Here is a 21,747-nt window from a genome sequence, read left to right on the forward strand (position 1 = left end):
CCGTCAGCCGGCCGCCGGCACGACGATCCGCCCCGCCGCGGCCGCCTCACGGTACATCCAGACGGAGACCCGAGCCAGCCAGGCCCAGGCGAGGATGACGACGACCGTCAGCACGATCGTGGCGACGGCCGAGCCTCCCGACGCCGCGATCGCCACGAAGCCGACCAGGAGGAGCGCGCCCACGACGATGCCGGCCGCCGCCGCTCCGGTCGACCCCGCTCCGGCCGACCCCGCGCGCAGGCGGCGGGCCATGGCGAACGACCAGACGGCGAAGGCCACGAAGCCGAGCCCGCCGGCGAGCAGGTGCAGCATCCCGTGGACGCTGAAGCCCGACCCCGCCGCGTCGGGCAGCGCGGCACCGGCAGCGACGAGCAGGACGCCGTAGATCAGCAGGTACGCCCAGGCTGTGCGGCCCGGTCCGCTCGGGAGGTGGCGGCGGTACCCGATGGCGGCGGCCGCGGTCATCAACCCCGTGAGGACGAAGACGGCGATGTGGATCCAGCCCGCGGCGCCGAGCGACAGGAGACTCCAGCTGTCCGTCGCGAACGAGAAGCCGGGCGTCAGGAGTCCCTGCACGACCGAGCAGACGACGTAGAAGGGCCCGGCGAGCACGCCGTAGCCCAGGAGCGACTTGGTGACCCGCGCCTCGGGGGTGCAGTCGACGCGGGAGGTGGACGAGTCGCCTGGCAGTGTTCGCGACATGAGCATCCAATCTGAACTGAACCGTTTAGTTTGATCAGGATAGGCTGGCTGCAGCGACCCGGTCAAGGGAGGGGCTCATCGTGCGCGAGCGCAAGACGGCGGAGATCATGACGGCCGCCCGCGAACTGTTCCTCCGCGACGGCTTCGCCGGCACGACCATCGAGGCCATCGCCGCCTCCGCGGGCGTGTCCAAAGCAACGGTCTACAGCAACTTCTCCGACAAGGACGCGCTCTTCGTCGAACTGCTGGAGGTCGTCACCGCCGAGGCCGGCGACATCCTGCGCTCGGCGACGGCCGGGCTGGAAGGCGCCGCCCCCGTGCGCGACCGGTTCCTGACGGTCGCTGGCGTCCTCGTGCGGGGCGTGCTGCGCCCGGAGGTCGTCAGCCTGCGTCGCCTGGCGATCTCGCAGGCGGTCCGCTTCCCCGAGGCGGCCGCACGGTACTGGCAGGCCGGCCCGGCCGCGACGATCGAGCTCCTCGCCGAGCGGATCCGTTCGTTGGCGGCCGAGGGCGCACTCGCCGCTCCGGATCCCGCACGCGCCGCCACGCAGTTCGCCTACGCGCTGGTCGGCCCGCTGCAGGACCGCCTGCTCCTCGATCCCGGGCACACGTTCACCGATGCTGAGGTCGAGGCGCACATTGAGGCGACGGTGGATGCGTTCCTGCGGGGGTTCGCGGTCGAGGGCTGACCCTTGCTCGAAATTTAGCTCCAGCTATAATTTATCCATGTCCGATCTGATCCGCAGCACGCGTGCCTCCCTCGGCGTGACCGGCGGCGAGCTCGCCGAGCGGTTGGGGATCACGGTCGGCGCCGTCTCGCAGATGGAGCGTGCCGAGCGGGAAGGGCGGATACGGCTGGGCACCCTTCGGCGCGCGCTGAATGCGCTCGGTCGTCAGCTGATGCTCGACGAAACGCCGGAATCGGCCTACTCGCGATTCGGGGCGGAGCGCACGACCGAGGCGATGCAGGCTGCGCTGGACGACGGCGACGAGGCATACGCGCTCCGCCTGCTGACCCAGGCTGCGCAGGTCGTGCGCGACCACGGCGCTGCCCTGTCGGACAGGGAATTGGAGAGCCGCCCCTCCCGGCTCGCCGATCGTCGGTGGGAGACCCTCTTCCGCGCTGTGTACGGTCGCGCCCTCCCCGCGAACCGTCGACCCGCGTGGGCGGTTCCGCAGCGCTTGCCGCGCCGTTGGTACGTCTCGCAGTTCGAGTCGTTGAGGAGGCGCGCGGATCGGTCGACTCCGACCGATCTGCGTGAGCTCAACATCCTCATCGACGAACGAAGCCTGATGCGCGCATGACCGGCGGCGGCGCAGCGGGCGCGGCTCGTGTCGAAGAACTCATCGGGCTCCTCCAAGAGCGGCTCCGTGCCAGAGCGCACCCATGACATTCATCACCCCCACCTCCTGACACCCGCCCTGCCCACCCGCCCGCGCACGGCGGCACGCTGAGAGGGTGAATCAGACACCCGCCATCCGCCTCGCCGGCCTGCGCAAGTCCTTCGGCTCGCTCACCGCCGTCGATGGCGTCGATCTCACCATCCGCCCCGGCGAGGTGGTCGCCCTGCTCGGCCCGAACGGTGCCGGCAAGTCGACGACCATCGACCTCGCCCTCGGTCTCGCGCGCCCCACCTCGGGGACCGCGGAGCTGTTCGGCGCCGAGCCGATCCGCGCCATCCGGGAGGGGCGGGTCGGCGCCATGCTGCAGGGCGGCGCCCTGCTCCCCACGCTCACCGTCGCCGAGTGCGTGGCCCTCGTGGCCTCCGCGCACCGGCACCCGCTCAGCGTCGCCGAGGCGCTCGAGCGGGCGCGGTGCACCGAGATCGCCAAGCAGCGCGTCGCCAAGCTGTCCGGCGGCCAGATGCAGCGCGCCCGGTTCGCGGTCGCCGTCGTGTCCGACCCCGACCTGCTCTTCCTCGACGAGCCGACCGCCGCGATGGACGTGGAGGCCCGGCGCACCTTCTGGCAGTCGATGCGCGAGTTCACGGAGGAGGGTCGCACGGTCGTCTTCGCCACGCACTACCTCGACGAGGCCGACACGTACGCCGACCGGATCGTGATGCTGGCGCGCGGCCGCGTCGTCGCCGACGGAACGCCGGCCGAGGTCAAGGCGGTCGTCTCCGGCCGCCGCATCCGGGCCACCGCCGGCTTCGCCTGGAGTCCGGCGGTCGAGTCGGCGCTCGCCGCACTGCCCGGTGTGCGCAGCGTCGAGCACCGCGCCGGCCAGCTCGCCCTCGTCAGCGACGACTCCGACAGCACGTTGCGGGCGCTCCTCGCCGGCTACGACGACATCCACGACATCGAAGTGACCGCGCACACGATGGACGAGGCCTTCCTCGCCCTCACCGAGGCGCACGAGACGGAAGGAGCGACGCGATGAGCATCGCCTACCTGGGGCGCGAGTCGCTCCGCCAGCTGAAGAACATGCGCTCGATGGTGTTCACCCTCGCGGTCCCGCTCGTGATGCTGATCGCGTTCGGCGGCACCTTCGGCGGCCACGGCCAGGTGGATGCGGTGACGCACCTGCCGTGGATCGTGGTCACCACCATCCAGGTCGCCGCGTACGGGGGCATGATGGCGGCCCTCTCGCAGGCGTTCGGGATCGTCACCGAGCGTTCGATCGGCTGGAACCGCCAGCTGCGGATCACGCCGCTCTCGGGCACCGGGTACCTCGTCTCCAAACTGGTCGCCGCCCTCGCCCTCGCGCTGGTGAGCATCGTCGTCATCGTCGGGGTGTCGCTCGTGCTGTACCACCCTCAGCTGTCGGCCGGGAGCTGGCTGCTCGCCGCCCTGGGCATCTGGTGCGGCGTCATCCCGTTCGCCCTGCTCGGCATCCTGATCGGGCAGTTCGCCAAGCCCGAGTTCGCGCAGCCGCTCTTCATGGCGGTCTTCATGGGGATGGCCGTGCTCGGCGGCCTCTGGATCCCCCTCCAGATCTTCCCGCTCTGGGTCGCGAACGTCGCGAAGGCGGTGCCGTCGTACTGGCTGAACCGCGTCGGCCAGCTGGGCGCCCTGCAGAGCGGGGACGCCCTGACCCCGGCGCTCGTGCTCGCCGCCTGGACCGTCGCCCTCGGAGCCCTGGTCGTGTGGCGCTACCGCCGCGACGCCGCGCGCGGCTGACCCGGCCGCTGATTAGGGTAGGGACGTGTTCAGCAACGAGGTCGACGAGCGCCGGCCGGCGGGGTTCCGCGCCCGCCTGACCCACAAGTCCGCCGTGCGCTGGTACCCCGGCGCGATCATCGGCCTCGTCTACCAGATCTCGGTCCTGGGCGGCCTCTGGACCTCCGACGAGTCCCTCGCCGAGAAGACGGTCGCGACCGTCATCCTCGTGATCGTCTACGCGGGCTTCCTCGCCCTCCCGCCCCTGCTGTGGTGGGAGGGCGAGCGCACGCGGCTGATCGCGATCGCCGGGTACTTCGCGCTGACGCTCCTGCTCTTCCCGGCCATCGGCGAATACACCTGCTGGACGTGGGTGTACGTCGCGTGTGTGATCGGGATGGTCGTGGCCCGGCCGGTGCTCTCGACCCTCCTCATCGTGGCCCTGGGCGCGCTGCAGCTGGTGGTGTTCGTCGTGGCGGGCGGGTTCGACGACTACTGGTTCATCGCCCTCGTCACCGTCTCGATCGGCATCATGATGAGCGCGTTCGCCCGCCAGCTCGACGCGCTCCGCAAGCTGCGCAGCGCGCAGGGCGAGATCGCCCGGCTCGCCGTGGTCGAGGAGCGGTCGCGATTCTCGCGCGACATGCACGACGTGCTGGGCCACTCCCTCACCGTCGTCACCGTGAAGTCGGAGCTCGCGCGCCGCCTCGTCCCCGTCGACCCCGCGCGGGCGGAGGCCGAGCTCGCCGACATCGAACGCCTCACCCGCTCCGCGCTCGCCGATCTGCGAGCGGCCGTCGCGGGCTACCGCGAGATGAGCATCTCCACCGAGCTCGCCGCCGCACAGGCCAGTCTCGCCGCCGCCGACATCACCGCCCACCTGCCGCGCAACGGCGACGAGGTCGTGCCCGACCTGCGCGAGCTCTTCGGCTGGGTGCTGCGGGAGGGTGTGACCAACGTGATCCGGCACTCCGGCTCCCGCAACTGCTGGGTGACCGTCGGCCCCGACACGCTCGCGATCGAGGACGACGGCCTCGGGCCCGCGCCCGTGGGGTCCGTGCCCTCCACAGCGGCCGTGCGCGGCTCGGGACTGGCCGGCCTCGCCGAGCGCGCCCGCACCTCGGGAGCGACGGTCGAGATCGCCGCCGGCGAGCGAGGAGGCACCCTGCTGACCGTCCGGAGGACCGCATGACCATCCGCCTGCTGCTCGCCGACGACCAGGCCCTCGTGCGCGGCGCGCTCGCCGCCCTGCTCGACCTCGAACCCGACCTGGAGGTCGTGGCTCAGGTGGGCCGCGGCGACGAGGTCGTCGACGCCGCCCGCGAGTCGGCCGCCGACGTCGCCCTGCTCGACGTCGAGATGCCCGGTCTCGACGGCATCCAGGCGGCGACCGCGCTCCGTCGGGCACTGCCCGGCTGCCGCTCCCTGATCGTCACGACCTTCGGCCGCCCCGGCTACCTGCGCCGGGCGATGGAGGCCGGAGCCTCCGGATTCATCGTGAAGGACACCCCGTCGGGCCAGCTGGCGGACGCCGTGCGCCGTGTCGCCTCCGGCCTGCGCGTCGTCGACCCGACCCTCGCCGCCGAGTCCCTCGCCTCAGGGCTCTCGCCGCTGACCTCGCGCGAGGCGGAAGTCCTGGCTCTCGCGGGCGACGGCGGCACGATCTCCGACATCGCGCGGCGCCTCCACCTCAGCGAGGGGACGGTGCGCAACCATCTGTCGAGCGCGATCGGAAAGACCGCAGCGCGCAACCGGTCTGACGCCGTGCTGATCGCTACGCGGCAGGGGTGGTTGTGACGGACGGGACGCGTCAGGCGCGCTTGGGCGTCTCGGTCTCTTCGTCCTCGTAGCCGTCGCCGGAACCCTCGGGCTCGTAGTCGGCCCACGCGGCGTATTGGTCGTCCTCGTGGTGTGAATGTCCGGTCAGCTCGCGCTCGAGCGCGTCGTAGTTGACAGTCGGGCTGAACGACTTCAACTCACGTGCGATCTTGGTGTGCTTCGCCTTTTGACGGCCGCGCCCCATGCGTGACCCCCTTTTGGTCCCAGCCCGGGGGCAGGGCTCCCGGGGATCCGAACAGAAACAATAAAAACTAGCATCGAGTTTAGCATGCAGGTCCCTATGGACCCGGAGTATGCGCACAGCCGGACATGATGGGATGACAGCGTGACCACGAGCAGGACCGAGACCCAGGTCGTCGTGATCGGTGCCGGCCAGGCGGGGCTCGCGGTGGCCTACTATCTGCGGCGGTTCGAGCTCGTCCCCGGCGAGGATTTCGTCCTGTTCGACCGCGGCCCGCACACGGGCGGCGCGTGGCAGCACCGCTGGGATGCGCTCAAGCTCGGCAGTGCCCATCACGTCAACGATCTGCCCGGGATGGCCGAGGTCGGACTCAGCTTCGACACCGCCGACCGCTCCCTCCCCGCCAAGGACATCGTCGCCGGCTACTACCGGCGCTACGAGGAGCACTTCGACCTCCGGGTGCAGCGCCCGGTCGCGGTGTCGAGCGTCTTCAACCGGGGAGCCGACCTCGTCGTCGGCCACTCGCAGGGCGAGACCGTCACGCGCGTCGTCGTCAACGCCTCCGGCACCTGGGGCGCGCCCTTCATCCCCTGGTATCCCGGAATGAACACATTCTCCGGACGGCATGTGCACACCTCGAACTACGTCTCGGCCGAGGAGTTCGCCGGCCAGTCGGTCGTCGTGGTCGGCGGCGGCACCAGCGCGATCGGCTTCCTGCTCGAGCTGGAGGGCATCGCCGGCGAGCTGGCCTGGGCCACGCGGCGCCCGGTCGACTTCCGCGACGAGTCCGAGCTCACGATCGAGGGAGGTGTCGCCGCCGTGCAGCAGCAGGACGCCGCCGCCCGCGCCGGCGCCGCCCTCCCCAGCATCGTCAGCGGCACCGGCGTGCCGCGCACCCGCCGCATCGCCGCCGGCATCGAGCGCGGGCTGCTCGTCGAGCGACCCATGTTCACCGCGATCGAGCCGGACGGCGTCCGCTGGAGCGACGGCACCGTCACCAAGGCGGACGCCATCGTCTGGGCGACCGGCTTCCGGCCCGAGCTGCGGCACCTCGCGCCGCTGAAGCTGCGCGAGAAGGCCGGAGGGCTGACCGTCGCCTCCGGCGCCTCCTGGCAGGACAGCCGCATCTTCCTCGCCGGCTACGGCCCTCAGGCGAGCACCATCGGCGCCAACCGCGCCGGCCGCGTCATCGCCCGCCAGATCATGGCCCAGCTGTAGCCGCGCCCCGCGCCGTGCCGCGCGCCCCGCTCGCGAGGTGCGACTAGTTGCGGCCATCCCGCGCGAATACCCGCAACTACTCACCCTTCGTGCGCGACGCCCGCGCCCCGGTCCCGCGAGATGTGACTTGTTGCGGGTGCTCGCGCCCGGATACCCGCAACAACTCACCTCTCGCGCGAAACGCGCGCGCGGCTTCGCGCGAGAGGTGACTTGTTGCGGGTATTTCGCGTGAATACCCGCAACAACTCACCTCTCGGGTGAAGCGCGCGCGCCCGGTTTCGCGAGGGGTGACTCGTTGCGGGTGTTCGGTGGGGGATATCCGCAACTACTCACCTCTCGCACTAAGCGCGGCTCCGTTGTTCCGCGAGGTGTGAGTTATTGCGGGTATTCGGTGGGGGATATCCGCAACTACTCACCTCTCGCGCGAAGCGCGGGACTTTGGTTCGCGAGGGGTGACATGTTGCGGGTGTTCGGTGGGGGATACCCGCAACTACTCACCTCTCGCGCGAAGCGCGCCTGCTCTGGGGCGCGAGGTGTGAGCTGTTGCGACTGGTGCGCGTGGATACCCGCAACAACTCACCCCTCGGGAGGGCGGGCGGGAGGGAGGGAGGCCGACCGCCGCACGCAGAAGAGGCCGGACGCGGGGAGCGTCCGGCCTCTTGGGCGTCAGGTGTCGGTCAGGGGATGTCGACGTCGCGGGGCTCGCCCGCGAAGCGGATGCCGCGCACGTGGGTGTTGGCCGCGGCGGAGCCGGGGTCCACGTCGAAGCGGCCGGCGGGGGCGTCTGCGCTCAGGCCGAGGCGGGCGCTGAGGACGGCGACGGCGGCGGCGGCGGACCATGCCTGGGGGCGGCAGGCGGCCGGGTAGGGGATGGGCGCGGCGGTCTGCTCGGTGCTGTCACCGGCGTGCAGCTCGGGCATCCGGTAGCCGAAGCCGTCGGCGGCGGCGAGGAGGCCGTCGGAGAGCTGCTCCGCCTCGGCGGCGAAGCCCTCGCGGGCGAGACCGGTGATGACGATGGCGGTGTCGTGGGCCCAGACGCTGCCGCCGTGGTAGCTGAGCGGCCAGTAGCCGCCGGCGGCGCTGGACATCGTGCGGAGGCCGTAGCCGGACGACAGCTCGGGCGACGCAAGGCGGCGGGCGATGAGCTCAGCCTGGCCGGGCTCGAGGATGCCGGTGCCGAGCAGGTGGCCGATGTTGCTGGTCACGGAGTCGACCTTGCGCTTGGACGCGTCGAGCGCGATCGCCGGGTAGGCGCCGGCGGGGTCGTCGATCCAGAAGGAGGCGGCGAAGCGGGACTTGAGCGCGGCCGCCCAGTCGCGCCACTCCTCGGCGCCGTCGCGGCCGAAGGCCTCCAGGAGGGCGGCGCCGCCGATGGCGGCCTCGTAGGCGTACCCCTGCACCTCGCACAGCGCGATGGGGCCGTCGGCGAGGGTGCCGTCGTTCCACTGGATGGAGTCGCCGGAGTCCTTCCAACCCTGGTTCGCGAGGCCGTGGCCGGTCGTGTCGACGTACTCGAGGAAGCCGTCGCCGTCGCTGTCACCGTGGTCGCGCATCCAGAGCAGCGCAGCCTCGAGCGCGGGCAGGAGGGCCTCGACCTCGTCGGCCGGCATGCCCCAGCGCCACGCGTCGTGCAGGAGCGTGATCCAGAGCGCGGTGGCGTCGACCGTGCCGTAGTAGAGCGGCGGGAGCACGACGCCCTCGCCCGGGATGGTCAGGGCGGACGGGCGCAGCTCGTGCATGATCTTGCCCGGCTGCTCGGCCGTCTCGCCCACCGTCTCGGTGCCCTGGAGGGCGGCGAGCACACGGAGGGTGGAGGCGGCGAGGTCGGTGCCGAGCGGGAGGAGCATCCGGGCGGCCCAGATCGAGTCGCGGCCGAACAGCGTGAAGAACCACGGAGCACCGGCGGCGAGGAAGACGTCGTCGGGGCGGGCGGTGGTCGTCATGCGCAGCGACTGCAGGTCGGCCAGTGCGCGCTCCAGCCACGAGGCCAGGCGCGAGTCGCCGGTGGAGGCGCTGAAGGCCGCCCAGTCGGCGGAGGGGCCGGCGCCGGCGACCACGGCGGTCGGGTCGTCGACGGCGATCTCCCACGAGAGGGTCGTGGCGCTGTTGCCGGCGACCTCGACATCCCACAGCAGGGTCGCCGCGGTGCCGTCGGACTCGATGCGGGCGCCGTCGGCGCGCAGGACAGCGCTGACGAGTCCGGAGACGAACGTGAGCGTGGAGCCGTCGACGGACGTCTCGACCGGGTGCTCGGCGCCCGAAAGACCGGCCTTGACGACCTGCATCGGACTGAAGTCGCCGCGGACGCCGACGGACACCGTGGTGGAGACGGGCTCGCGCAGCGCGTTGCGGACCACCACGGTCTCGCGCAGCACGCCGGCACGCACCTCGCGGGTGCGCTCGACGCGGACGCGGGGGTCGGCGGTGGAGTCGTCGAGGCCGCGTGCGAGCGAGGTGAAGACGGCGGTGGCGGCGTCCGGGCCGGCGGTCGCGATGTGCTCGAGCGTCGATCCGGCGACCGAGAGGCCGATGCGGTCGAGCACGCGCAGGTCGGAGTGGAAGAAGCCGTGGATGCCGACGCCGTCCACGTCGCCGTCGGCGGTGGACCAGGCCTGGCTGGGCGCGGTCAGGACCACGACGCTGTCGTGCAGCAGGGGTTGGAGCGGGTGGGTCATCGTGGCTGTCGCGCCTCCTCGTTAGGGGGTGTGAATGTGGATCGGTCGGTGGATTCGTGGGGGAGGACGCGCGGCGCCACGCGCGTCTCGGTGACGGAGCCGTCGGTGCGGTGCAGCTCCCAGGCGGAGGCGCCGTCGCGCTCGGCGACCACGTCGACGAGTTCGCGCCCGCGGTAGACGAGGCCGACGCCCTCCTCGAGGGCGTAGCCGTCGGCGAGGGTGCCGTCGGCGATGGCCGCGAGGTGCGCGGGCCGCCGCTTCGGGTCGGAGTCCCAGTGCACCCCGAGGGAGCCGGGGAGCAGGCCGAGACCGTCCGGCACCGCGCTGATGCCGGGGCCGTAGGAGGCGGTCGTGCCGCCTTCGTGCCAGCACAGTGCGCCGGCGGAGCCTCCGGCGAGCACGACCCCCGCCTGCCACGCCTCGGCGAGCAGACGGTCGAGGCCGTGTGCGCGCCAGACGGCGAGCAGGTTGACGAGGCTCCCCCCGCTGACCCACACGATGTCCTGGCGGAGCAGGTGCTCCCGCAGGTCGGGGGTGTTGGGGTGCGGGAAGAACCGGACGTGGCTGGCCTCGACCCCGGCGAGGCGGGCGGCCTCGAGCTCGGCGCCCTCGACGTGGCGCTGGTCGCCGCCGGCCGTGTTGATGTGCGTGACCCGCGGAGCGCGCCCGGTCACCCGGGCGAGCTCGATGGCGTGCTGGAGCAGCGGGCCGTAGACCGAATCGGTCCAGTCGCCGCCGTTCAGGCCGCCGCAGGTCGCGACGATCGTGGGCGCGGCGGCGGTCACTCCTTCACCGCTCCCTCGCTCGAGTTCATGATGCGGCGCTGGAAGATGAAGAACATCACGGCCACGGGGATGGTCATGAGCGCGGCCGCCGCCAGCTTGATCGGGAACTGGTTGCCCTGGCTGAGCTGCCCGCTCGCGAGCCCGGCCACGCCCTTGGTCAGGGTGGTGAGAGCCGGATCCTGCGTGGAGACGATGAAGTGCGCGAGCTCGTTCCACGATCCCTGGAACGACAGGATGATGATCGTGACGAGGGCGGGACGCGCCATCGGCAGCACGATCGACCAGAACACGCGGAACGTGCTGGCGCCGTCGATCCTGGCCTGCTCCTCCACGCTGGCGGGGATCGACTCGAAGAAGTTCTTCATGATGAAGACCCCGGCCGCGTCCGTCAGCAGCGGCAGGATCATGCCCGCGTACGAGTCGTAGATGCCGAGCTGGTTGATCACCAGGAACTTCGGGATGAGCAGCACGACCATCGGCACCGACATGACCGCGACGAGCGCGGCGAAGATGACGCCCCGGCCGCGGAAGTGCAGGCGGGCGAGCGCATAGCCGGCGAGCGAGTTGAAGAATACGCGGCCGAGGGTCACGAAGATCGTCACGATCGCCGAGTTCGCGAACCAGGTCGGGAAGTCGGAGTTGAGGAAGAGCTTCGTGTACGCCGCCGTCGTCCACACCTGGGGGATGAGGGAGACGGGGTGGGCCGTGGCATCCGCGTCGGTCTTGAACGACGTCGCGAGTTGGATGAGGAACGGCAGGATGTACACGACCGCGAGCACGACGAGGATCGCGTAGCTGACCGAGGTCGCGGCGACCGTGCCGTTGGAGCGGCGGCGGGGCGGACGCGCCGCGGGTGCGGCGGCCGGCTTCTCGGCGCCGGACGGCGCGGAGGACAGTGTCGCGGTCATCGCTTCGGCTCCTTCTCCGCGGCTGCGGCGGTCGTGCCGGCGGGTACGGCGGTGCTCGCCGTGACAGCGGGCTGGTAGAGGCGCATCCGGCGCTTCGAGACCGCGCGCTCGCGCAGCACCCAGCGCTGGAAGATCGTGAACAGCACGATGATGACGAACAGGATGAACGCGATCGCCGCGCCCTGCCCCCAGTTCTGGTCGACGAACGACGTCTTGTACGACTGATAGGCCGGGGTCAGCGTCGTCTTGCCGGGGGCGCCCTTGGTGCCCGTGTAGATCTGGTCGAAGACCTGCCAGCAGCCGATGAGGCCGAGGGTCAGCACGGTGAAGAGGGTCGGGCGCAGCTGCGGGAGGGTGATGCGCCAGAAGCGCTGCCAGCCGTTCGCGCCGTCCATCATGGCGGCCTCGGTGATGTCGCCGCCCAGGTTCTGGAGCGCGGCGATGAAGAGGAGCATGAACGTGCCGCTCGTGGTGAACACGGCCATGATGATGTACGCCGTCATGGCGACGGACGGACCGCCCAGCCAGTCCCACCAGGAGACGCCGAGCAGGGTGTTCTGAGTGAGGGCGCCGGGGCCCTGCCGCACGCCGAAGATGCCGAGGAAGTTGTGGACGATGCCGTCGGGGTCGTTGAACCAGTTCGGTCCGTTGATCCCGATCCACGACAGCATCTGGTTGACGGCGCCCGTGGTGCTGAAGAGGAAGAGCCACAGCACGGTGATGGCCACCGAGCTCGTGACGGAGGGGAAGTAGAAGGCGGTGCGGAAGAAGCCGCGCCCGCGCAGGACGGCCCGGTTGACGAGGACCGCGAGGCCGAGGGAGACGGCCGTCTGGATCGGCACCACGAGGACGACGTACCAGGCGTTGTTCTTCAGCGACATGCCGAAGTCCTGCTCGGCCAGGCCGCCGCCCGCGAGGATCGACGTGTAATTCTTCAGTCCGATGAAGTTGACGTCGGAGGAGAAGGGGCTGCCCCGGCCTCCCCAGTCGGAGAAGCTCACCCACAGTGCCATGAGCACGGGGACGACGAGGAACACGCCGAGCAGGATGATGACCGGGGCGGTGAACAACCACCCCGAGGCGGCCTCGCCGCGCCGGATTCCGGAACGGCGAGACCGACTCGTGGTTTGCGACATGGGAGGGTTCGCTCCTACTTCAGCAGTGCTTCGAGGTTCTTCTGGGTCGCGTCCAGGATGGCCTTCGGGTCACCCGTGGCCAGCGACTCCAGCTTGCTGTTGAGGTCGGTGACGACGTCGGCCGAGCCCTTCGCGGTCGGCACGCCCTTGGCGTAGTCGGCGGCGGAGAGGAACGGGACGAGCGCCGGGTTGGCCGACTTCCACTCGGAGGCGGCCGACTTGATCGACGGCATCGGGCCGAAGGCCTTCGAGAAGGCGAGCTGGTCGTCCTTGCTGGTCAGCTGCTCGACGAGCTTGAGCGCGGCGGCCTGGTTGGGGCTGTCGGCGGCGATGCCCCAGCAGTTGGTGAACTGCAGGGTGCCCTGGCCGGCCGGGCCGGCGGGGAGCTCGGCGACGGTGTACTTGACGTCCGGGTAGTCGGCCTTCAGGCCACCGGTGATCCAGTTGCCCTCGATGGTCATCGCTGCGAGGCCCTTGCCGAACGCCTCGCCGCCCCAGCCGGCGCCGAGGTCCTTGGCGTACTTCAGCTCGCCGCCGTTGAGCAGCGTCTTGACGTAGTCGAGCGCCTTCACGTTGGCGTCGCTGTTCGCGGTGGCCTTGGTGGAGTCGTCGTTCATGAGGTTGCCGCCGGCCTGGACCATGAAGGAGCCGATGCGGGCGTACTCACCGGAGATGCCGAGGCCGACGTGGTCGGCGGTGGTCAGCTTCTTGCTGACGGACTCGAGCTGGTCCCAGGTCTTCGGGATGTCGGCGTCGGTCAGGCCCGCCGCCTTCCACATGTCGTCGTTGATGATGAGCTGCAGGGTCGAGAAGTCCTTCGGCGCGCAGTAGAACTTGCCGTCGTAGGTGAAGGACTTGACCAGGCTCGGGTAGAAGTCGCTCTTGTTGCTCAGCTGGTCGCCGTAGGCGAGGAGCGAGCCGTTGGACGCGTAGCCGGCGAGGGCGTCGGTCGACAGGTAGAACACGTCGGCCGGCTTCTTCGCCGCGAAGCCCTGTGAGAGCTGCTGGTTGAGGTCGGTGGCCGCGACGACGGAGGCCTTGGTGCCCGAGCTCTTCGACCAGTCGGAGACGGCCGACTTGACCGCGGTGGTCTCGGCGTCGCCCGACGAGCCGATCATGACCGTGAGGGCCTTGTCGGACGACGTGAGCTTGCCCGAGTCGCTGCTGCTGCTGCCGCTGAAGCCGGACCCGCAGGCCGTCAGCGCCAGGGCGGTCGCGACGGCGACGGCGCCGCTCGCGATCCACCTGTTGGTGTTCTTGCGCATGTGTTTCTCTCCTTGGTGTGAGCGTGCCCGACGGATCGGGCGCGCAGAGGGTGGGGGCGGGAAAGTGTGGAGGGATCAGGTCGGGGCGGACGCTGTGGAGGGGGCTGTGCGCGTTGCCGCCGCGCCGACTGTAATCGAGCGAACCTGCGAGGAGGCCGCCGGGGGACGACGGAGCGGTGAAGGGACGCTGCGCCTCGGTGCGGGCATCCGACCTCCTCTGGTCCGTCGTGCTGCGGTTCATGGAACGATCCGTGTCTTGAACGATCAAATCGTGACGTGCTAGCGTCCCTTTTGAACGATCAAATCGGATTGCAGTCACCATAACCATGGCCTTCCCGGCCTGTCAAGCGGGCGGACGATAGGGTCGAGATCCAGCCACGACCGCGTCGAGAGGAGGCCGCCATGGGTGCCCAGCCCACCGTCAGTGACGTCGCCGACGCCGCCGGCGTCTCCCGGCAGACCGTCTCCAACGTGCTCAACGCGCCCGAGCTGGTGCGCCCCGCGACCCGGGAGCGCGTGCAGGACGCGATCGGGCGCCTCGGCTACCGGCCGCACGCCTCCGCCCGCCGGCTGCGCACCCAGAAGAGCTCCACGATCGGCATCCGGCTCGACCCGATCACCCAGGACGGCATCTCGGGCAGCATCCTCGACCGCTTCCTCCACTCCTTCACCGAGCAGGCCGATCGCAAGGGCCTGCGCGTCCTGCTCTTCACGGCCGACAGCCCGGACGACGAGATCGCCCAGTTCCGCCGCCTCTCGGACGCGGCCGACGTCGACGGCTTCGTGCTCACCTCCACCTTCCACGGCGATCCGCGCACCGAGTGGCTGATCGAGCACGGCCAGTCGTTCGTGACCTTCGGCCGGCCGTGGGGGATCGACGACATGACCGATCCGCAGCACCTCTGGGTCGACGTGGACGGACGCTCCGGCCTGCGGGATGCGACGGCCCATCTGCTCGCCCAGGGCGCCCGCCGGATCGCCTTCCTCGGCTGGCCCAGCGGGTCCGGCACGGGCGACGATCGGCGCGAAGGATGGCTCGAGGCCATGCGCGCCGCGGGTGCGGTTCCCGAGTCGGACCTCCCGGCGCTGCAGGCGGTCGCGGAAGACGGCGTCACGTTCGGCGCCGACGCCATGCGCCGGCTGCAGGCCACCGCCGGGCCGGACGGCATCGACGCGGTCGTCTGCACCTCCGACTCGCTCGCTCTCGGCGCGCTGACCGTCGTCGGGAGCCGCATCCCCGTGATCGGCTACGACAACACCCCCGTGGCCGCCTCGCTCGGCTACTCGAGCGTGGAGCAGCCGCTCGACGCCGTCGCCGCGGGCGTGCTCGAACTGCTCACCGGCGCCCACGGCGGCCGGGTGCGCGCCGACGACGACCTCACCGACCCGCGACACCGGCTCGTCGCCCCGCGCCTCGTCGTGCGCGGCGGTCCTGCTCTCATCGCGCCCCGCTGACGCCCGCCCCGGCGCCCGCGGTCAGTCCATCAGCGAGCGGACGACCTCCCGCAGCCGGTCACGCCGCGCGCGTCGCTCGCCGAGCGCCTGCTCCATCGTGACGGGAAGGAACCGCGTCAACGTGCCCGGCGCCGCGCGCGCCAGGACGTCCATGTCGGCGGTGATCACCGTTCCGACGGTCGCGTAGCCTCCGCCCGAGACGGCATCGCGATGGAGGACGATCGGTTGCGTGCCTCCCGGGATCTGGATGGATCCGACCGCGTAGCCGGCATCGACGATGTTCGAGGGGTCGTGGCCCGCTCCGAACGGCTGGGGCCGATCGCGCCATCCCACGCCCGGACCGTTGTAGCGCAGCCCCATGCGGTCGGCCGTCGGGGTGAGGATCCATTCCTCCTCCACCAGGCGGCGGGCGCCCTCGGCGGTGAGGAGGTGGTGATAGAGGCCGAGCATGACCCGGATCTCCTGCTCCTTCGCGAAGAGAGGGCGAGCGCTCTCGTGGATCGACGATCCGCGCGGAAGGGGCGCCGTCGGGGATCCGACGGGCAGCCGATCGCCGGCACGGAGCGCACGGCCCCCGACTCCGCCGATCGAGCCGATCGCGTACGTCGACCGACTCCCGAGCGCTCGGGGCACGTCGATCCCGCCGCGGACGGCGACGTAATAGCGGGTGCCGCCGCGGATCATCCCGAAGGAGAGCTCGTCGCCCGGCTCGAGCTCGATCCTGGTCCATTGCTCGCGCAGCTCGCCGTTGACGCGGACGTCGGCGGGCGCGCCGGTCACGGCGATCGTCGCCCCCGTCGCGGCCACGAGCACGGGCCCCACGTAAGTGCACTCGAGGACGGCGCAGTCCGCGGGGTTGCCGACGAGCGCGTTGCCCAACCGGGCGGACTCCCGATCCATGGCGCCCCCTTCGGGGAAGCCCAGGCTGTAGTGGCCGGCTCTTCCTTCGTCCTGGATCGAGGTCGCGAGGCCGGGTTGGATCACGTCAAGCGTCACGGAGCTGCTCCTTGATCTTCTCGTTGGACCCCGCCGGGTCGGCGAGCGCGAGGGCGGGGTCGAACAGCACGGGCGCCTGGCGATAGCGGTAGCTGCCGGCTTCGACCTCGCGCTGGATGTCCTCGTGCTCCTCCCGACCGATCGGACGGAAGGAGACGATGTCGCCCGGGCGGAAGAGCACGGACGACTCGTGGAAGTCCGGGAGTCGTTGCTCGGGGTCGTAGATCGGCGGGGCGACCACTCCGAACATCTGGTAGCCGCCGGCCCCGCGGACGGAGTAGATCGCACCGAAGCATCCGCCGTGGCCGACCGTCAACCGCGGAGTGTCCGTGCGCGGGCTGAGGTATTTGGGCACGACCAGTTGCCTGTCGCGTTCGACGAGTTGGTAGAGGAACGGGAGGCCGGCGACGAACCCCACCATCGAGACGATCCACGGCTGCTCGTGGTGTCGGCGGATGAACTCGGCCGGTCCGTCGAGCCCGTTGAGCTCCGCGGCGTACTCCAGATCGGTTTGGTGGGGCGCCTGGTGATATCCCTCGCGGAACCGCGCTCCGACCTCGGCGGTGAACGGATCGTCGTACCAGACCGGGACCTCGACGACCCGGGTCGCGAGGGGACGCGACGCGCCCGCGGACGATGCCTCGACCTCCCGCACGACCTCTTCGAGGCGGGCGAACGGGAGCGCGTCGGGATCGAAGCGGACCAGCATCGACGCGTTCGCCGGGCAGATGTCGATGATCCCGGGCAGGTCGCGCTCCTTCAGCCCGGCGCTCATCGCCATCACCGTGACGTTCGCTCCGAGGCTCATCTCCTCGTCCACCTCGACGAAAAGGAACTCGTCCCCGCCCCAGCTCAGGCGCGCCCGGCCCGCGCCTGCGTCTCTCACGACGTCTCCAGCACGGCGAGGGATTCGACGAACGTGGTGGTGTGCGTCGCTTCGGCGAACGCGTCCGTCGCGAGCAGCCGTCGGTGCAGCGGGAGGGTCGTGGCGATGCCGTCGATGCTGGTGCGATCGAGTGCGTCGAGCATCGCGGTGATCGCCTCCGCGCGGGTCGGGGCGTGGACGATCAGCTTGGCGACCAGGGAGTCGTAGTAGGGCGTGACGGTGGAGCCGGACGCGTAGCCGGTTTCGACGCGCGCCCCGGCGGGCCAGTCCATCCGCTCGATGCGGCCCGGGCTGGGGAAGAATCCGCGCTCGGGATCCTCGGCGTTGATCCGGCATTCGATGGCGTGCCCGCTGAACACGATGTCCTGCTGCTCCATCCCCAGGGGTTCCCCGTCCGCGATGCGCAGTTGGTGCTGCACCAGGTCGATGCCGGTGATGGCCTCGGTGATCGGGTGCTCCACCTGCAGGCGCGTGTTCATCTCGATGAAGAAGGCCTCGCGGCTGACGGGATCGTAGAGGAACTCGACGGTTCCGGCGCCGATGTACCGCGTCGACTCGGCCAGGCTCACGGCGGCCCGTGCGATGCGCTCCCGCACCTCGCCCGGTAGCTCGGGGGCCGGGGCCTCCTCGAGGACCTTCTGCGATCGTCGCTGCATCGTGCAATCGCGGTCGCCCAGGTGCACGGCGCGCCGGCCGTCGCCGAGGATCTGGACTTCGACGTGCCGCGCGGAGTCGACGAAGCGCTCGAGGTACACGCCGTCGTCGCCGAAGGAGGCGGCGGCTTCGGCGCGCGCCGTCGCGAGCGATGACAGCAACGCCTCCTCCTCCCGGACGAGCCGGATCCCGCGTCCCCCGCCTCCGGCGCTGGCTTTGACGAGCAGCGGGTAGCCGATCGCGCGGGCGATCGCCAGGGCGTCCGAGTCGGAGCCGAGAACGCCGTCCGACCCGGGCAGCACGGGGACGTGCGCGGTGCGGGCGGCGGCGATGGCGCGGGCCTTGTCCCCCATGAGCTCGATGCTGTCCGGAGCCGGGCCGACCCAGACCCGGCCCGACGCGATCACCCGGCGAGCGAACTCCGCGTTCTCGCTGAGGAACCCGTAGCCCGGGTGGACCGCGTCCGCTCCCGATGCGTCGGCGGCTCCCAGCACGGCGTCGATATCCAGGTAGGACGCCGGCGCGGCGGCGGGACCGATCACGACGACCTCGTCGGCCACGGTGGCGGCGAGAGAGTCGCGGTCCGCCTCGGACGCCACCACGACGGTCCGGATCCCGAGGGCGTGCGCGGACCGGACGATCCGGACGGCGATCTCCCCGCGGTTGGCGACGAGGAGCGTCTTCATCGGAGGCCGTCCGTCGCGAGTGTGACGATGACGTCACCCGGGGAGACCGCACCGAAGTCCTCGACCTGGAACGCGCCGACCCGGCCGGCGGTGGTGGCCTGGATCTCGGTGAACTGCTTCATGATCTCCACGATGCCGATCGTCTGACCGGCGTCGACCAGGTCGCCCTCCTGGACGAAGACGTCCTTGTCGGGTGCCGGTCGGCGGTAGAAGATGCCCGGGAGGGGCGAGATGATGTCGGACACGTCGGATGAGACCTTTCGTCGGTTGTTCACGTGGTCAGGGCCGCGCGCACGGCGCGCGCGACGTCGATCGAATTGGGTGCGTCCGAGTGGACGCAGACCGTGTCGAAGCGGAGCAGGAGCGGGCTGCCGTCGATCGCCGGGATGGGCAGCCCGGCGATCGCGCGCCGCACCCGGTCCGCTGCGGCATCGGGGTCGGTCCGATGCGCCGAACGGACCAGGGCGAGAGTGCCGTCGGGGTTGTAGTCCATGTCGACGTACAGCTCCCCGACGAACGGCACGGACTCCTCGGCGCACACCCGTTCGTGCGCGGTGCCCGACAGCCCGAAGAACGGGACGTCGAAGACGCGGACCGCACGGGCGGCCGCGCGCATCAGCTCGTCGTCGGCGGCGAGCATCCCCCAGAGAGCGCCGTGCGGCTTGATATGACTGAGTGCGAGACCGGCCCGATCGAGGAACCCGACGAGAGCTCCGGTCTGATAGACGATGAGGTTCTCGACCTCGTCCGGAGACAAGGCCATGGCGCGCCGCCCGAACCCTGTGAGGTCGGGAAGCCCGGGATGAGAGCCGACGGCGACCCCGTGCTCCTTCGCCAGGGCGACGGTCGACGCCATCACCTGGGGATCGCCGGCGTGGAAACCGCACGCGACGTTCGCGAAATCGAGCACCGGCATCAGCTCGGCGTCGCTTCCGAAGGAGTGCAGCCCGAACGCCTCGCCCATGTCCGAATTGATGGTGGGGAACCTACGCTGGTCGACCATGCCGACCACGCTAACGGCGACGCGGAGGGGGCGCGCTGGTGCATATGCCCAAGTAGGTATGACGATATCGTGCAAGTGCACGAAGCGAGAGGAACGGGGGCGGCGCGGTGAGGGTGATGGATCTGCTGGAGGACTCCGCGCTCGATGTGGAGCTGCGCGCTCCCGTCCCTCCCGACCGGCTGAACCGCACGATCACCGCCTGCGCCCAGACGGAGCTGATGGATCCCACCCCGTTCCTCAGCCGAGGCGAGTTCGTGCTGACGCTCGGGATGGGCCTGCACTTCGTGGACGCGCGGACGTGGGACGCCTACGTCGAGAGACTGATCGCCGCCGGGGCGAGCGGTCTCGGGTTCGGTCTCGGCACGATCCACATGACGACGCCGATCGGCCTGGTCGGCGCGTGCGAACGGCAGGGGCTGCCGCTCGTCGAACTCGACGCGGGGTTTCCCCTGGTCAAGCTGAGCCGGCACATCTGGGAGGGTCTCGCGGCCGAGCGATACCAGGTCGCCCGGCGCGGGTGGGATCTCGCGAACGAGTGCACGCAGCTGGCCACCGAGGGCGCGGCACCCGCGGTCATCCTCGAGCGGGTGGCCGAGCGGATCGGCGGCAACGCGGCGTTGGTCGACCCGGCCGGGTTCACCCTCGCCCGGGCGGGGGACCTCCGATTCGAGCCCGGCGCCGGCTCCCGCACCACCCTCGCCCTTCCCGGCGGTGAGCGCGACGGATTCCACCTGCGGCTCGAGACTGAGGGCGACGCCGTGCTGCTCCAGCCGCTGCTGGGACCGACGGCGGCCGTTCTGGCGATGCAGCTCTCCTACACGCTCGCCGCCCGGTCCCCGTTGCACTCCCACTCCGCTGCCCGCTTCATCGAAGCGCTGAGCGACCGGCGAGGCGTCGCGCCCGAGGTGCTGCGGCCGCTGGCCGTCGATGCCGGATTCGCACCGGACGACACGTGGGACGCCGTCGTCCTCCGCCGCCCGGAGGCGGTCTCGAGTGCGGTGCTGCGGCTGGTGACCTGGCGGTTGCGGGTGCTCCTCGAGGAGAAGTACCGGTGCGTGCGCTTCTACGACGAGGCGTACCAGGCGACGCTCGTCATGCAGGGCGTCCGGGATTCGGGCGATCTGAGCGATGTGCTGCGGTCCGCCGTCGATCAGGCGGAGGGGATCGACGCCGGGTACACCCACGGGATCGCGCTCGACGAGCTCAGCATCGTCATCCAGGTGGCGCGACGGGCCGAGCCGGTCGCCGGTGTGCATCCACTGCCCATCGTCGACCTCGGTGCACTCGTGGGCGCGCTGCCCAACGCGGGACTGACCGCTCTTGCGCGCCGAACGCTGGGCCCCCTCCTCGACGGAGACGGCGTCCTCTACCGCACGCTGGAGGCCTACCTGGAGCTCGGCGGCTCCGCGAAGCTCGTCTGCCAGCGCCTGTTCATCCACCGCAACACACTGAGCTATCGGTTGCAGCGGATCGAGCACCTGCTCGGCGTCGACCTCGGCGACGGCCGTGCGCGGGCGACGCTCCTGTTCGCCCTGGAGATCGTCTCCGGGCGATAGGTCACCGAAACACCGTCGTAACGATCGGCGGCGACAATGGAGACATGTCTCCACAAGAGTCGTTGCAGGATGCGCCACAAGCGCTCCGCCTTCCGATCACCGTCTCCATCACGCGCCGCGTCGACGGCAGCCGTCTGCCCGAGGTCACCCGCTGGGTCCAGTCCGGCGTCAACCTCGCGAACACCTACGAGGGGTTCCTCGGCTCGGGCTGGGTGCGCGCCCACGCCGATTCCGACGAGTGGCACATGCTCTACCGCTTCGCCGACGCGGGCACGCTCGAGGCCTGGGAGGCCTCCGACGACCGCGCGACCTGGCTCTACGACGGCCGCGAACTGGTCGAGGTCTCGCGGGTGGAGCGGCGCACCGGCATCGAGGGCTGGTTCGACGCCCCGCAGCCGGGCGTGCCGGCCGCGCCGCCCCGCTGGAAGCAGGCGGTGACCATCTGGCTCGGGTTCTTTCCGCTGTCGCTCCTTTTCACCTGGCTGACCGTCACGTTCGTTCCGGGCTGGCACTCGCTGTGGCCGCTGGCGACCGTGCTCATCAGCACGCTCTGCCTCACGCCGACCATGACGTACCTCCTGCTGCCGTTCGTCACCCGGATGCTGCAGCCCTGGCTGCGCCGCTGAGCGCCGCCGTCGCCGACGCCGGCGTTCCTGTCGGGATCCTTGCGCCCTTTGGCGAGGAATGTCGAATATCGAAC

At 70.8% G+C, this 21,747-nt stretch carries 22 protein-coding genes; 10 read left to right on the forward strand and 12 right to left on the reverse strand.

Going from position 1 to position 21,747, the window contains the following annotated elements; translation table 11 throughout:
- Positions 1-3: 3 nt before the first annotated feature.
- Entirely contained in the window at positions 4-702 is a 699-nt protein-coding gene (locus tag BGO91_RS18060; protein WP_290474122.1) for a DUF998 domain-containing protein, read from the reverse strand.
- An 80-nt stretch (positions 703-782) separates the two neighbouring features.
- Between BGO91_RS18060 and BGO91_RS18065 the strand changes: the two genes are divergently transcribed.
- The 6 genes from BGO91_RS18065 (at position 783) to BGO91_RS18090 (ending at position 5,601) form a co-directional block, all read left to right on the forward strand.
- Entirely contained in the window at positions 783-1,391 is a 609-nt protein-coding gene (locus tag BGO91_RS18065; protein WP_290474123.1) for a TetR/AcrR family transcriptional regulator, read from the forward strand.
- Positions 1,392-1,428: 37 nt separating this feature from the next.
- On the forward strand, positions 1,429-2,007 hold the full coding sequence (locus tag BGO91_RS18070; protein WP_290474124.1) for a helix-turn-helix transcriptional regulator: 579 nt from the start codon (positions 1,429-1,431) through the stop codon (positions 2,005-2,007).
- 154 nt (positions 2,008-2,161) lie between these two features.
- Positions 2,162-3,085: an ABC transporter ATP-binding protein gene (locus BGO91_RS18075; RefSeq protein WP_290474125.1), complete on the forward strand. Its 924-nt coding sequence runs from the start codon at positions 2,162-2,164 to the stop codon at positions 3,083-3,085.
- Positions 3,082-3,825: an ABC transporter permease gene (locus BGO91_RS18080; protein ID WP_290474126.1), complete on the forward strand. Its 744-nt coding sequence runs from the start codon at positions 3,082-3,084 to the stop codon at positions 3,823-3,825. The genes BGO91_RS18075 and BGO91_RS18080 overlap by 4 nt, the downstream gene beginning before the upstream one ends.
- Positions 3,826-3,850: 25 nt before the next feature.
- Positions 3,851-4,996, forward strand: coding sequence for a histidine kinase (locus BGO91_RS18085; protein ID WP_290474127.1), 1,146 nt, complete (start codon positions 3,851-3,853; stop codon positions 4,994-4,996).
- Entirely contained in the window at positions 4,993-5,601 is a 609-nt protein-coding gene (locus BGO91_RS18090) for a response regulator transcription factor (RefSeq protein ID WP_290474128.1), read from the forward strand. Before BGO91_RS18085 ends, BGO91_RS18090 begins: the two co-directional genes overlap by 4 nt.
- A 13-nt stretch (positions 5,602-5,614) precedes the next feature.
- Here BGO91_RS18090 and BGO91_RS18095 read toward each other — a convergent pair whose 3' ends face one another.
- Entirely contained in the window at positions 5,615-5,827 is a 213-nt protein-coding gene (locus tag BGO91_RS18095; RefSeq protein ID WP_290474129.1) for a DUF3073 domain-containing protein, read from the reverse strand.
- A gap of 141 nt (positions 5,828-5,968) precedes the next feature.
- On the opposite strand from BGO91_RS18095, the gene BGO91_RS18100 reads away from it, so the two are divergent.
- Positions 5,969-7,042, forward strand: a complete 1,074-nt coding sequence (locus tag BGO91_RS18100) for an NAD(P)-binding domain-containing protein (protein ID WP_290474130.1) — start codon at positions 5,969-5,971, stop codon at positions 7,040-7,042.
- 677 nt (positions 7,043-7,719) lie between these two features.
- On the opposite strand, the gene BGO91_RS18105 is transcribed toward BGO91_RS18100, so the two are convergent.
- The 5 genes from BGO91_RS18105 to BGO91_RS18125 are packed head-to-tail and all read right to left on the reverse strand — an operon-like array spanning position 7,720 to position 13,811.
- On the reverse strand, positions 7,720-9,717 hold the full coding sequence (locus BGO91_RS18105; RefSeq protein WP_290474131.1) for a glycogen debranching N-terminal domain-containing protein: 1,998 nt from the start codon (positions 9,715-9,717) through the stop codon (positions 7,720-7,722).
- Entirely contained in the window at positions 9,714-10,502 is a 789-nt protein-coding gene (locus tag BGO91_RS18110; protein ID WP_290474132.1) for a Type 1 glutamine amidotransferase-like domain-containing protein, read from the reverse strand. The genes BGO91_RS18105 and BGO91_RS18110 overlap by 4 nt, the downstream gene beginning before the upstream one ends.
- Positions 10,499-11,398, reverse strand: a complete 900-nt coding sequence (locus BGO91_RS18115; RefSeq protein WP_290474495.1) for a carbohydrate ABC transporter permease — start codon at positions 11,396-11,398, stop codon at positions 10,499-10,501. Before BGO91_RS18115 ends, BGO91_RS18110 begins: the two co-directional genes overlap by 4 nt.
- Positions 11,399-11,406: 8 nt before the next feature.
- Positions 11,407-12,546, reverse strand: coding sequence for a carbohydrate ABC transporter permease (locus BGO91_RS18120; RefSeq protein WP_290474133.1), 1,140 nt, complete (start codon positions 12,544-12,546; stop codon positions 11,407-11,409).
- 14 nt (positions 12,547-12,560) lie between these two features.
- Complete coding sequence (locus BGO91_RS18125; protein WP_290474134.1) at positions 12,561-13,811, reverse strand: extracellular solute-binding protein; 1,251 nt, start codon at positions 13,809-13,811, stop codon at positions 12,561-12,563.
- A gap of 402 nt (positions 13,812-14,213) precedes the next feature.
- Between BGO91_RS18125 and BGO91_RS18130 the strand changes: the two genes are divergently transcribed.
- Complete coding sequence (locus BGO91_RS18130) at positions 14,214-15,266, forward strand: LacI family DNA-binding transcriptional regulator (RefSeq protein WP_290474135.1); 1,053 nt, start codon at positions 14,214-14,216, stop codon at positions 15,264-15,266.
- Positions 15,267-15,287: 21 nt separating this feature from the next.
- Here the strand turns inward: BGO91_RS18130 and BGO91_RS18135 are convergent, their stop codons facing one another.
- From BGO91_RS18135 to pxpA, 5 genes are read right to left on the reverse strand one after another with little or no spacing between them, the layout of a single operon-like run.
- A complete protein-coding gene (locus tag BGO91_RS18135) occupies positions 15,288-16,262 on the reverse strand; it encodes a biotin-dependent carboxyltransferase family protein (protein ID WP_290474136.1) in 975 nt (324 codons plus the stop codon).
- Positions 16,252-17,148 (reverse strand): carboxyltransferase domain-containing protein, encoded by an 897-nt coding sequence (locus BGO91_RS18140; protein ID WP_290474137.1) that lies wholly within the window; start codon positions 17,146-17,148, stop codon positions 16,252-16,254. Before BGO91_RS18140 ends, BGO91_RS18135 begins: the two co-directional genes overlap by 11 nt.
- Positions 17,145-18,488, reverse strand: coding sequence for an acetyl-CoA carboxylase biotin carboxylase subunit (locus BGO91_RS18145; protein ID WP_290474138.1), 1,344 nt, complete (start codon positions 18,486-18,488; stop codon positions 17,145-17,147). Before BGO91_RS18145 ends, BGO91_RS18140 begins: the two co-directional genes overlap by 4 nt.
- The gene (locus BGO91_RS18150; RefSeq protein ID WP_290474139.1) at positions 18,485-18,733 is read right to left on the reverse strand and encodes an acetyl-CoA carboxylase; all 249 of its coding nucleotides are present in this window, start codon (positions 18,731-18,733) and stop codon (positions 18,485-18,487) included. Before BGO91_RS18150 ends, BGO91_RS18145 begins: the two co-directional genes overlap by 4 nt.
- A gap of 26 nt (positions 18,734-18,759) precedes the next feature.
- A complete protein-coding gene (pxpA, locus tag BGO91_RS18155; protein WP_290474140.1) occupies positions 18,760-19,491 on the reverse strand; it encodes a 5-oxoprolinase subunit PxpA in 732 nt (243 codons plus the stop codon).
- Positions 19,492-19,607: 116 nt separating this feature from the next.
- Here pxpA and BGO91_RS18160 point away from each other — a divergent pair, with 116 nt between their 5' ends.
- Both BGO91_RS18160 and BGO91_RS18165 read left to right on the forward strand, forming a co-directional pair.
- Complete coding sequence (locus BGO91_RS18160) at positions 19,608-21,047, forward strand: PucR family transcriptional regulator (protein ID WP_290474141.1); 1,440 nt, start codon at positions 19,608-19,610, stop codon at positions 21,045-21,047.
- A gap of 44 nt (positions 21,048-21,091) precedes the next feature.
- The gene (locus BGO91_RS18165; RefSeq protein WP_290474142.1) at positions 21,092-21,673 is read left to right on the forward strand and encodes an antibiotic biosynthesis monooxygenase; all 582 of its coding nucleotides are present in this window, start codon (positions 21,092-21,094) and stop codon (positions 21,671-21,673) included.
- The last annotated feature ends 74 nt before the right edge of the window (positions 21,674-21,747 follow it).

It is taken from the genome of Leifsonia sp. 71-9, from assembly GCF_001898805.1.
GTDB lineage: Bacteria > Actinomycetota > Actinomycetes > Actinomycetales > Microbacteriaceae > Leifsonia.

Bases quoted from the DNA above. Each gene is read 5' to 3' on its own strand.
- BGO91_RS18090 (WP_290474128.1), top strand. From the start codon at position 4,993: ATGACCATCCGCCTGCTGCTCGCCGACGACCAGGCCCTCGTGCGCGGC.
- BGO91_RS18125 (WP_290474134.1), bottom strand. From the start codon at position 13,811: ATGCGCAAGAACACCAACAGGTGGATCGCGAGCGGCGCCGTCGCCGTC.
- pxpA (WP_290474140.1), bottom strand. From the start codon at position 19,491: ATGGTCGACCAGCGTAGGTTCCCCACCATCAATTCGGACATGGGCGAG.
- BGO91_RS18165 (WP_290474142.1), top strand. From the start codon at position 21,092: ATGTCTCCACAAGAGTCGTTGCAGGATGCGCCACAAGCGCTCCGCCTT.
- BGO91_RS18105 (WP_290474131.1), bottom strand. From the start codon at position 9,717: ATGACCCACCCGCTCCAACCCCTGCTGCACGACAGCGTCGTGGTCCTG.
- BGO91_RS18130 (WP_290474135.1), top strand. From the start codon at position 14,214: ATGGGTGCCCAGCCCACCGTCAGTGACGTCGCCGACGCCGCCGGCGTC.
- BGO91_RS18070 (WP_290474124.1), top strand. From the start codon at position 1,429: ATGTCCGATCTGATCCGCAGCACGCGTGCCTCCCTCGGCGTGACCGGC.
- BGO91_RS18160 (WP_290474141.1), top strand. From the start codon at position 19,608: ATGGATCTGCTGGAGGACTCCGCGCTCGATGTGGAGCTGCGCGCTCCC.
- BGO91_RS18095 (WP_290474129.1), bottom strand. From the start codon at position 5,827: ATGGGGCGCGGCCGTCAAAAGGCGAAGCACACCAAGATCGCACGTGAG.
- BGO91_RS18120 (WP_290474133.1), bottom strand. From the start codon at position 12,546: ATGTCGCAAACCACGAGTCGGTCTCGCCGTTCCGGAATCCGGCGCGGC.
- BGO91_RS18060 (WP_290474122.1), bottom strand. From the start codon at position 702: ATGTCGCGAACACTGCCAGGCGACTCGTCCACCTCCCGCGTCGACTGC.
- BGO91_RS18145 (WP_290474138.1), bottom strand. From the start codon at position 18,488: ATGAAGACGCTCCTCGTCGCCAACCGCGGGGAGATCGCCGTCCGGATC.
- BGO91_RS18080 (WP_290474126.1), top strand. From the start codon at position 3,082: ATGAGCATCGCCTACCTGGGGCGCGAGTCGCTCCGCCAGCTGAAGAAC.